This window comes from Deinococcus murrayi DSM 11303 (assembly GCF_000482805.1).
In the GTDB taxonomy this organism is placed as follows: Bacteria; Deinococcota; Deinococci; order Deinococcales; family Deinococcaceae; genus Deinococcus; species Deinococcus murrayi.
Genome location: NZ_KI519501.1, coordinates 115,411 through 125,019, shown reverse-complemented (window position 1 = coordinate 125,019; position 9,609 = coordinate 115,411). Strand labels below are relative to the sequence as shown.

Here is a 9,609-nt window from a genome sequence, read left to right as displayed (position 1 = left end):
GTTCTACTCGGCCCGGCACGCCCAGGTGGTCCTGGATGGCTACCGGGAGTTTTTCAACGCCAGGAGGCCACATTCGTCGCTGAGCTACCGGACCCCCGACGAGTTCGCTCGGCAGGCCAGGGGGCGGCCTGACGCCCCCCTTTGCGGACAGGACACCGCAAATGTGGTCGTCCGACCTTCCCCTGGTCAAGCAGGAAAAGCCCATGGTGTACCCTTCTCCTGAGCCGAGTCTCTACTCGAAACCGTCCAAACTTTGGGGCCAGCCCAGGGTCTTTCCTCAAAACCCCAGCGGCGCTCCAAACTCGTCCCCGCTGGGCGGCTCGGAGGGCGGAGGGTCAGTGGGGGGCAACATCTGCCCTTCCCCCAAGCCGCTGGGGTCCTCCGGCGCGGGCACCGGCTCCGGCAGGGGTTCGGGGGCCAGTTCCTCCGGGGGAGGCGCGATGAAGTCGGTGGGCGGCAGCGGCTCCGGCTCCGGCGCGGCGGGGGCCTCCGGGGGGGCCACCTCTTCAGGAAAGCTGTCCGCAGGCACTTCGGGGGGCACTTCGGGGGGCACTTCAGTGAGCGCTGCGGCGGGAGGCTCGGTGGGCGGGGGGGGGACGGGGTCCGGCGCGGGGGCCGGGACGGGTTCTGGGGCTGGAGCGGGAGCCGGAGCCGGAGTGCGCCGCCCGAAGAAGCCGCCCCCGCTCCTCCCGCTGCCGTCGCGGGCCACCGGGGGCTGGTCGGCTTCCTCCTCGCGGAAGGCCATGTTGACCTGCCGCACCACCCGGTAGGTGATGCCGCTCGGCTCGGTAAAGGGGACGCGCGGCTGTCCGGCGAGCGCCCCCGCCACCGCCTGCTGCCACACCGGGGTGGGAATCTCGCCGCTGTAGGCCCAGCCGGGGAGCGGCTCACCGTTCTCCTTGCCGACCCACACCGCCCCGGCGATGAGGGGAGTGACCCCGGCGAACCACAGGTCCTTGACGTCGTTGGTGGTGCCCGTCTTGCCGCCCACGTCCCAGCCGGGAATCTGGGCGCGGGTGGCGAGGCCGCCCTGAGCGGGGGTCAGGTCGTTCACGACCCCGCGAATCATGTCCAGCCCCAGCCAGGCCGTCCGCACGTCCCAGACCCGCTTGGCCTGAGGGGCTGGGCGGCTGTAGAGCACCTCCCCCTTGGGTCCCTCCATCCGGCGCACCAGGGTGGGGGCGTAGTACAGGCCCCCGTTGGCAAAGGGCACGTAGGCCGCCGCCATCTGCAGGGGGCTGGCCTCCAGCGTGCCGATGGACAGGGACAGCCCCGCGTCGGGGGGCGGGGTGAGGCCGAGGTCGCGCAGTTTGGCCTCGAACGCCGGAAGGCCCAGCTCCTGCGCGATGCGGACGGTCGGGAGGTTGAGGCTGTGGTCGAGCGAGTAACGCATCGTCTTGTATTCGCCCGTCCAGTACCCGTTGTAGTTCTTGGGCTGGTAGCTCCCGGTCAGGGGCGCGTCCAGCACGGTGTCACTTTGCTTCCAGCCCTGCTCTAAGGCGAGGGTGTACAGCAGCGGCTTGATGGAGCTGCCGACCTGCCGCTTGGCCTGGGTCGCATTGTTCCAGTCGGCGGGGCGTCCGCCCGTGAGCTTCTGGCCGACGAGCGCGAGGACCTCGCCGTTCTTCGGGTTGAGGAAGGCCATGCCCAGCGTCGCGCCCTCCGGCAACTGGGCATTCAGGCTGGCCCGCTCAGCCGCCCGCTGTGCCTGAAGGTCCATCCCGGTAAAAATTTTGCCGCCACCGTACAGCGCTTTGCCCGTCACGCCCGCCCGCTTCAGCTCCTGCTCGACGGCTTGCAGGTAATGAAAGGCCGTCTGGGCGGGGGGCGGAGGCATGTTCTCCTGGAGCCTCTCTGGGCGCTCCAGCACCGCCGAGCGCAGGGTGCCGTCCTCGTTCCAGCCGATGCGCCAGCCCGCCGGGTAGATGGGCGTTTTCCAGGCGGCGTCGGCCTCGGCACGGGTGACCGCCCCGTCTTCGACCATGCGGTCGAGGATGCTCTTCATCAGGGGGCGGTAGGCCGCAAAGTCCTTGTAGCGGCGGTTGGGCGCGGGCACGATGGTCGTGAGGTACACGCTCTCGGCGAGGTTGAGGTCCGCGGCGTCCTTTTTGAAGTAGGCCCGCGCCGCCGTTCCCGCCCCCACGATGTCGCGCTGGCCACCGTCTCCCCAGTAGATGACGTTGAGGTACGCGGCCAGAATCTGCTCCTTGGAGAAGTTGCGCTCCAGTTGGTAGGCGAGCACCGCCTCCTTGAACTTGCGCTCCAGGGTCCGGGCACCCTCCAGGTCGTGCAGCAGCGTGTTTTTCACGACCTGCTGGGTGATAGAAGAGCCGCCTTCGAGGTCGTTAAAGAGCACGCCCTTGAGGAGGCCGCGCACGATACCCCGGTAGTCGACGCCCCGGTGCTCGAAGAAGCGGCGGTCCTCGCTCGTCACGATGGCCTTTCGCAGCCAGGGGCTGATGTCGTTGAGGGCCAGCAGGTCGCGGTTCACGCCCCGCCCACCCCCCAGGCTGGGGGTCAGGGTGCCAACCAGTTCGCCCTTGCGGTCGTACACCCGCGTCTGGCCGCTGAGTTCCAGCACGTCGAGGGTCTGCACGCTGGGCAGCTCGCGCCCCCAGGTCCACCACAGGCCGCCCGCCCCCGCCGTTCCCAGCAGCAGCAGCACACCCAGGCCCGTAAAAAAGCGCATGGCCCTACTCTAGTGGGCCGCCGCGCCCCTACGGGAACGCGCGGCACGGTCGGGAAGAAGGGACGCAAAACCACTCATCGGCCCCCAGCCTACGCCGGGCAGATGAGGCGGGCGTCCTCCGGAAGCATGACGCCCTGGGGCGGGGTGGGGGGGCACGCTGGGGGCATGGCCCGGTTCCTGCGTCTGCTGGCGCACTTCACGGCTGTGCAGGCCCTCTGCTGCACCTTCGCCTTGAGCGTGGTGGGGCTGCTGGCGCTGTCCAGGGCGCTGCCGCTGGAGGACTGGGGCCTGGCCCGCTACGACTTCCTGCTCCTGGGCTGCCTGCTGGTGCAGGGGGCGCTGGTGTGGACCCGCTTCGAGACGCCGCGCGAGGCGCTGGCGCTGCTGCTCTTTCACGCGCTGGGCTTTGGGCTGGAGGCGCACCGGGTCGCGCTGGGGGCCTGGGCCTACCCGGAGGAAGCGGTGGGCAAGGTCCTCGGCGTGCCCCTGTACGCGGGCTTCATGTACGCCAGCGTGGGCAGCTACGTCGCGCAGGCGTGGCAGCGCTGCGAGTTGCGCCTGAGCGGGGAGCCGCCCCTGACGTGGCAAGTCGGGCTGGTCGGGGCGACTTACGCCCATTTCCTGCTCAGTGCTGGGTTGGAGGTGCGGCTGGGGCTAACGGCAGCGCTGCTGCTGGCTCACCGCCGCACGCGGGTGGGCTTCACGGTGGGGGGCGAGCGCTTGGCGATGAGCCTGCCGCTCTCGCTGACGCTCATCGCCGCCTTCGTGTACCTCGCAGAGAACGTGGCGACCGGGCTGGGGGCGTGGGTGTACCCCCATCAGGCCGGGGGCTGGCGGCCCGTCCACCCCAGCAAGTGGCTCGCGTGGGCGCTGATGCTGACGCCCGCCGTCCTCATCGTGGCCCGAATGAGAGCCGGGGAGGGGCGGGCTGCGAAGGCGGGGCGCTACCCTATCCCCCATCCCCCCGCTCGCCGCAGCGGGCGAAGCGAGACGCCATGACCCAGACCCTCCCCTCCCCCACCCCTGCTCCCCAAACCGACCTCCCGCGTCTGTTCGCCCCCCTCGTCAAGGGCGCAGCCCAGGCCATCACCGACTACCGCATGATTGAAGAAGGCGACCGGGTGATGGTCTGTCTGTCGGGGGGCAAGGACAGCTACACGCTCCTTGACATCCTGCTCGACCTTCAGCGCCGCGCTCCGGTCGACTTCGAAGTTGTGGCGGTGAACCTCGACCAGGGGCAGCCGGGCTTTCCCCAACATGTGCTGCCGGAGTACCTCACCCGGCTGGGCGTGCCCTTTCACATCCTGACCGAAGACACCTATTCGGTCGTCAAGGAAAAGACGCCCCAGGGCAAGACGACCTGCGCCCTGTGCAGCCGCCTGAGGCGGGGCATCCTCTACGCTCATGCCCGCAAGATTGGCGCGACGAAAATCGCCCTGGGGCACCACCGCGAGGACATCCTGGAGACGCTCTTCATGAACCTCTTCTTCGGGGCGCGGCTCAAGGCCATGCCCCCCAAGCTCCAGTCGGACGACGGCACCAACGTGGTCATTCGCCCGCTGGCCTACCTCGCCGAGCGGGACATCGAGCGCTATGCCGTGGCCAAGGGCTTTCCCATCATCCCCTGCAACCTGTGCGGCAGCCAGGAAAACCTTCAGCGCCAGGTCGTGGGCGAGATGCTGGCGGGCTGGGAGCGTGACCATCCGGGCCGCCTCCAGAATGTGCTGCGCGGGCTGACGCGGGTCACGCCGAGTCACCTCCTCGACCGCGACCTCTTCGACTTTGCCTCCCTGAGCGTCCAGCCTGCCGAGGGCGACCGGGGCTTCGACGGGGAGGAGTACCCCCAGCGCGAGTTTCTGGCGGGACTGAGCGAGCTGGAGATGCTGGGGTGAGGGTGCGCCAGACGGTCTTCTCCACCCCGCGCCTGACGCTCACGACCTGGGCAGAGGGCGACCTCGCCGACTTCCACGCCCTGCACGCCGACCCGCGGACGATGCGCTTTTTTCTCAGCGGCCCCTACGACGCGGCGAAAGCGGCCCGGCGACTCGCCGACTTCCGGCGGGAGCAGGCCGCGTGGGGATGGACCAAGTGGCGGGTGGAGGACGCGCCGGGGCGCACCGTGGGACGCGGCGGCTTCGGCCTCTCGGAGGACGGCCAGCACCGGGAGCTGGGGTACCTGCTCGCCTTCGCGCACGCGGACAACGGGGCCAGCCGCCGCGTGCTGGAGAAGGTGGGATTCACCCTCACCGGGGAAGAAGACTGGCGCGGCATGCCGCACGCCTTTTACCGTCTCGCGGCCCCCTGAAGCTCAGAGCAGCCGCCCCTCCTCCCCCTCCCCCGGCTCCGGGGTTTTCACGGGCACCCCCCGCGCCCTCAGCGCCTCGCGCAGCATGGGGATGTTCTTCAGGGCGTGACCCCTGGTCGTGTTCTGGAAAAAGACGTACAGCTCGGAGAGGTCCCCTTCGACGAGCGCGATTTTTTCGGCCCATTCGTTCATCTCGGCGCGGGAGTACAGGTAGTCGTGGCGCTCGGCGGCACTCTGGCCCTCCCACCAACTGCCCTTGTTGCGCCCGTGCAGGCGCAGGTAGCCCACGTCGGTCGTGACGTGGACCTGGGGTTCGGGCATTCCGCCGACCGGGGGATAGTCGGGGCTGACCCAAATCAGGCCGTACTCGGCCATGCCCTCGCGGACCTCCGGCTGGTCCCAGGAGGCGTGGCGCAACTCGACTGCCAGCTCGTGCCCGGCGAAGCGTTCAGCCAGCCCCAGCAGGTACTTGCGGTTGTCGGCGGTGCGGTGAAAGGAGTAGGGAAACTGCGCCAGGTACGGCCCCATCACCCCGGCGTCGCGCAGGGGCTGGGGGCTTTGCAGCATCCGGTCGAAGTCGGCGTCGCTGGGGGCGCGGTCGTGGGTAAAGACCTTGTTCAGCTTGACGGTGAAGCGGGTGCGCCCGCCCGACTTGCGAACCATCCCTTCAAAGGCCTTGAGGCCGGGAATCGCGTAAAAGGAGCTGTTGAGTTCGGCGGCGTCAAAGTGCTGCGAGTAGGTCTCCAGGTAGGCGTCTTTTTTCACACCCTCGTACAGCAGGCCGGGGGCCGCCCAGTCGTCGTTGGTGTAGCCGCCGCAGCCTATCCAGACACGCATGGGGTCAAGGTAGCGTGCAGGCCGCCGAGCGCATCTGAAGGTCAGCTTGAGGATGCGCTGGCGGCTGGAGGCTGGCCGCTCTGACTTCAGCGCAGCCGGGGCCGCACGTTCAGCTGCGCCCAGAAGTCGGTGATGGTCCGCAGGGCCGCGCGGAACTGCCCGAAGTCCATCGGTTTGACGACGTAGGCGGTCGCCCCGTGCGCGTAGCAGTCGGCCACGTCGCGTTCCTCGCCGCTGGTGCTGAGCATCACGACGGGCAGGTCGCGGGTCGCACTGCGGCTGCGAATCTGGTCGAGGACGGCCAGGCCATCCATCTGGGGCATCTTCAGGTCGAGGAGAATCAGGTCGGGCAGCTTGGCTCCGCACAGCGCGGCGAGGGCTTCGGGACCGCTCGCGGCCACCTCGACTTCTGCCCCGCGGTCTTGGAGGGCGTCGAGCGCCAACTCGACATCGTGCGGATTGTCGTCGACGAGCAGGATGCGCCGTCTTTCCATAGGCCTGTTCACTTCACCCCTTTGGCTGGTCCGCATGAGCCGCTGTCCAGCGCCCGCTTGCCTAGAAACATAAAGATTTTAACAAATCCATCCTAAGACGGGAGCTGTGAGGAACTCATGTCCAGTCAGGGCAGGTGAGGCTCAGGGGAGGGGGCTAGACTACCGCCCATGCTGACCAAGCGCATCATCCCCTGTCTGGACGTGCAAAACGGGCGGGTGGTCAAGAATGTCCGCTTTTTTGAGGACCACCGCGACGCCGGGGACCCCCTCGCGCTCGCGCAGGCGTACGAGGCGCAGCAAGCTGACGAACTCGTCTTTTACGACATCACCGCGACCCACGAGGGCCGCTCCTTGATGCTGGACGTGGCCGCGCGGGTGGCCGAACAGGTCATGATGCCGCTGACGGTGGGGGGCGGTGTGAACGCGGTGTCCGACTTCCGGCAACTGCTGATGGCCGGGGCGGACAAGGTGAGCGTGAACAGCGGCGCGGTGCGGCGGCCTGCGCTTATCCGCGAGGCGTCGGACCACTTCGGGGCGCAGTGCGTGGTCCTGAGCATCGACGCCAAGCGGCGACCGGGCGGGGGGGGCTGGACCGTCCACGTGGGCGGCGGGCGGGTAGACACTGGCCTCGACCTGTTGGCGTGGGCCGAAGAGGGCCAGCGGCTGGGCGCGGGCGAACTTTGCCTGAACGTGATGGACGCCGACGGCACGCGGGCGGGTTTCGACCTGGAAGCGACCCGCGCCGTCGCTTCGGCGGTCGACCTCCCGGTCATCGCGTCGGGGGGGGCGGGGCGGCTGGAAGACTTCCGGGACGTGCTGCGCGGCGGCGAGGAGGGCGGGCAGGCCGACGCGGCCCTCGCCGCGAGCGTCTTTCACTTCGGGGAACTGACGGTGCCGCAGGTCAAGGCGTACCTGAAAGCCGAGGGGCTGCCCGTGCGCCCCGACTGGCGGGACGCATGAGCGGTCCCAGTACGCCCCAGCTCGACGCGCTGAAGTTCGGGCCGGACGGCCTCGTGCCGGTCGTGACCCAGGACGCCCGCACGGGCGCGGTGCTGATGCAGGCCTATGCCGACCGCGCCGCCATCGAGCGCACCCTGGTCACGCGGGAAGCGACCTATTACAGCCGCTCGCGGGGCGAGCCGTGGGTCAAGGGGGCCACGAGCGGGCACACCCAGCGGGTCGTTTCCGTGCACCTCGACTGCGACGGCGACAGCGTGCTCTACCGGGTCGAGCAGACGGGGCCAGCGTGCCACACCGGGGCGTACTCCTGCTTCCACACGCCGCTGCTGGAGGGGGACGCCCCAGACACCGGACTGGACGGCACCCTGGAGCGGGTCTATGCGACCATCGCGGGGCGCCTCGCTACCCTGCCGGAGAACAGCTACGTGGCTCGGCTGCACGCGGGGGGCCTCGACCGGGTGCTGAAAAAAATCAGCGAGGAGGCGGGCGAGGTGCTGCTCGCCGCCAAAAACGGGGACCGGGCGGAGCTGGCAACCGAGGCCGCCGACCTCTTCTTTCATACCCTCTTCGCGCTCGCCGAGGTGGGCGTCTCGCCGGGGGATGTGGCCGCTGTGCTGCGGGAGCGCGAGGGCAAAAGCGGGCTGAAGGGGCCGAAGGAGGTCGGCTAACCCTCTACCCTCAGCTCCGGTTGCGGGGGGCCGTCGCGGTCGGCGGCGATGGCGGCGGCGACCGCCTCCGGGGCAATCGCCCCCCGTGGGACCCGGCCCACCTGGGTCCACAATCCGGTGTCTACGGCGGGCGGCAGCACCAGCGTGATGCCCAGGCCCCGCGCCTCTAGCCGGGCGACTTCGGCGGTGCGGGCGAGGGCGGCTTTGCTCGCGGCGTACTGGGAAAAGCCCCGCGCGGTCACGAGTTCGGGCCGCGCCCCCAGCAGGTACACCCGCCCGCCGGGGCTTATGCGCCCCAACCCATGCTTGAGCACCCACAACGCCCCGAAGTAGTTCGCGTTCCACACCGCCCGCACCGCTGCCGGGTCCGCCTGCTGGAGGGGACCGGGGAGGGCCGCACCCGCCGCATAGACGAGGGTATCCAGCTCGCCCACCCCCTCCAGCAGCGCCCGGACGTGGCTCTCATAGCTCAGGTCAGCGGCCTTGGCATCCGCGCCGAGTTCGGCGGCGAGGGCCGCGAGCCGCCCCGCGTCCCGCCCGCTGAGGGTGAGGCGGTCGCCCCGCGCCGCAAAGGACCGCGCCGTCGCCCCGCCGATGCCGCCCGTCGCTCCCACAATCAGCGTGTGCATGGGCCGAGCAGACCACTAGCCCGCGTCGGGGACGGTGGCGCACCCGACAGACCGCGTGCATAAAGCCGCGCTCAAGGCCCTGGGGACATCCAAGCGCAGCGCCCCTCGCATACCCCGAAAAGAAGGTCGGGGGCGGTGACCGCTCCCGGCCCCAGGAGGTTTCCATGAAACGACTGCCCCTGCTTTCCGCCACCTTTGCCCTCGCCCTCTCCGCCTGCGGGACGATGAGAGCGCCCGCTGCCCCCCAGGGGATGACGGCCTACGGGCTGGATACTCAAGGCCGCCTCGTGACGTTCGGGACCGACAACGCGGCGGCCAGCCTGCGCCGCCTGAGCGTGACCGGGCTGCCAACCGGCGAGACGCTGGTTGACCTGGACGTGCGCAACACCGACAACCGGCTGTACGCCCTGTCGAGTGCGGGGAGGCTCTACCGCCTTGACCCGGCCAGCGGCGTCCTGACCCCCGATGGGGCCAGCCTGCCCGCCGGAGTGACCCCCGTCGCCATGGACTTTAACCCGGCGGCCAATCGCCTGCGCGTGTTTGCCGAGGGTGACCGCTCCTTCCGCCTGACGCCGAGCACCCCCCCCACGCCGAGCGCGTCCCCGGCAGGTACGGTCACCGACGACGGCATGCTGATGTACGCCACGGGCACCCCCAACCCCGACCTCGTCGCGGCGGCGTACACCCACTCGTTCAACAACAGCGCGACCGGCGCAGCTCCTGCGGGGGCCACGACGACCCTGTACTCGGTGGACGCCGATCAGGACACCTTGGTGATTCACTCGGTCGGCCCTCAGTTCAGCACCCTGGCCCCGGTGGGCAAGCTGGGCGTGGACGCGGTGAAGGGTATGACTGGCTTCGACATCGCCGGGGCCGACGCGGCTTACCTCAGCGTGAGCATGGGCGGCAACACCATGCTGTACAGGGTCAATCTGGCGACAGGCGCGGCAACCGCCAAGAGCACGGTGACTGGCCTCGCCCTGCGCTCCTTGGCGCTGGCGCTGCCGAACCAATAAGCGTCTCTCGC

The 9,609-nt window shown here is 69.7% G+C and carries 11 protein-coding genes; 7 read left to right on the top strand and 4 right to left on the bottom strand.

What is annotated here, in order from left to right:
- Positions 1-223, top strand: a 223-nt coding sequence (locus H565_RS17055; protein ID WP_211232130.1) for an integrase core domain-containing protein, incomplete at its 5' end; no start/stop codon positions are given.
- 54 nt (positions 224-277) lie between these two features.
- On the opposite strand, the gene H565_RS15045 is transcribed toward H565_RS17055, so the two are convergent.
- The gene (locus H565_RS15045; RefSeq protein ID WP_051363532.1) at positions 278-2,689 is read right to left on the bottom strand and encodes a transglycosylase domain-containing protein; all 2,412 of its coding nucleotides are present in this window, start codon (positions 2,687-2,689) and stop codon (positions 278-280) included.
- A gap of 126 nt (positions 2,690-2,815) precedes the next feature.
- On the opposite strand from H565_RS15045, the gene H565_RS15040 reads away from it, so the two are divergent.
- The 3 genes from H565_RS15040 to H565_RS0109705 are packed head-to-tail and all read left to right on the top strand — an operon-like array spanning position 2,816 to position 4,994.
- The gene (locus H565_RS15040) at positions 2,816-3,688 is read left to right on the top strand and encodes a DUF817 family protein (protein WP_245576201.1); all 873 of its coding nucleotides are present in this window, start codon (positions 2,816-2,818) and stop codon (positions 3,686-3,688) included.
- Positions 3,685-4,581: a tRNA 2-thiocytidine(32) synthetase TtcA gene (gene ttcA, locus H565_RS0109710; protein ID WP_027460849.1), complete on the top strand. Its 897-nt coding sequence runs from the start codon at positions 3,685-3,687 to the stop codon at positions 4,579-4,581. The genes H565_RS15040 and ttcA overlap by 4 nt, the downstream gene beginning before the upstream one ends.
- Positions 4,578-4,994: a GNAT family N-acetyltransferase gene (locus tag H565_RS0109705; RefSeq protein ID WP_245576200.1), complete on the top strand. Its 417-nt coding sequence runs from the start codon at positions 4,578-4,580 to the stop codon at positions 4,992-4,994. Before ttcA ends, H565_RS0109705 begins: the two co-directional genes overlap by 4 nt.
- A 3-nt stretch (positions 4,995-4,997) precedes the next feature.
- Here the strand turns inward: H565_RS0109705 and H565_RS0109700 are convergent, their stop codons facing one another.
- Both H565_RS0109700 and H565_RS0109695 read right to left on the bottom strand, forming a co-directional pair.
- Positions 4,998-5,831 (bottom strand): DUF72 domain-containing protein, encoded by an 834-nt coding sequence (locus tag H565_RS0109700; protein ID WP_027460847.1) that lies wholly within the window; start codon positions 5,829-5,831, stop codon positions 4,998-5,000.
- Positions 5,832-5,917: 86 nt separating this feature from the next.
- Positions 5,918-6,325 carry a response regulator gene (locus H565_RS0109695; RefSeq protein WP_027460846.1) on the bottom strand — a complete coding sequence of 136 codons (408 nt, stop codon included), beginning with the start codon at positions 6,323-6,325 and terminating at the stop codon, positions 5,918-5,920.
- Between the two features lie 168 nt (positions 6,326-6,493).
- On the opposite strand from H565_RS0109695, the gene hisF reads away from it, so the two are divergent.
- Positions 6,494-7,285 carry an imidazole glycerol phosphate synthase subunit HisF gene (gene hisF, locus H565_RS0109690; protein ID WP_027460845.1) on the top strand — a complete coding sequence of 264 codons (792 nt, stop codon included), beginning with the start codon at positions 6,494-6,496 and terminating at the stop codon, positions 7,283-7,285.
- Positions 7,282-7,953, top strand: a complete 672-nt coding sequence (gene hisIE, locus H565_RS0109685; RefSeq protein ID WP_027460844.1) for a bifunctional phosphoribosyl-AMP cyclohydrolase/phosphoribosyl-ATP diphosphatase HisIE — start codon at positions 7,282-7,284, stop codon at positions 7,951-7,953. Before hisF ends, hisIE begins: the two co-directional genes overlap by 4 nt.
- On the opposite strand, the gene H565_RS0109680 is transcribed toward hisIE, so the two are convergent.
- Positions 7,950-8,582, bottom strand: coding sequence for an SDR family NAD(P)-dependent oxidoreductase (locus tag H565_RS0109680; protein ID WP_027460843.1), 633 nt, complete (start codon positions 8,580-8,582; stop codon positions 7,950-7,952). The two genes, hisIE and H565_RS0109680, sit on opposite strands and share 4 nt — an antisense overlap.
- A 164-nt stretch (positions 8,583-8,746) precedes the next feature.
- Here H565_RS0109680 and H565_RS0109675 point away from each other — a divergent pair, with 164 nt between their 5' ends.
- Entirely contained in the window at positions 8,747-9,598 is an 852-nt protein-coding gene (locus H565_RS0109675) for a DUF4394 domain-containing protein (RefSeq protein WP_027460842.1), read from the top strand.
- Positions 9,599-9,609 lie beyond the last annotated feature (11 nt).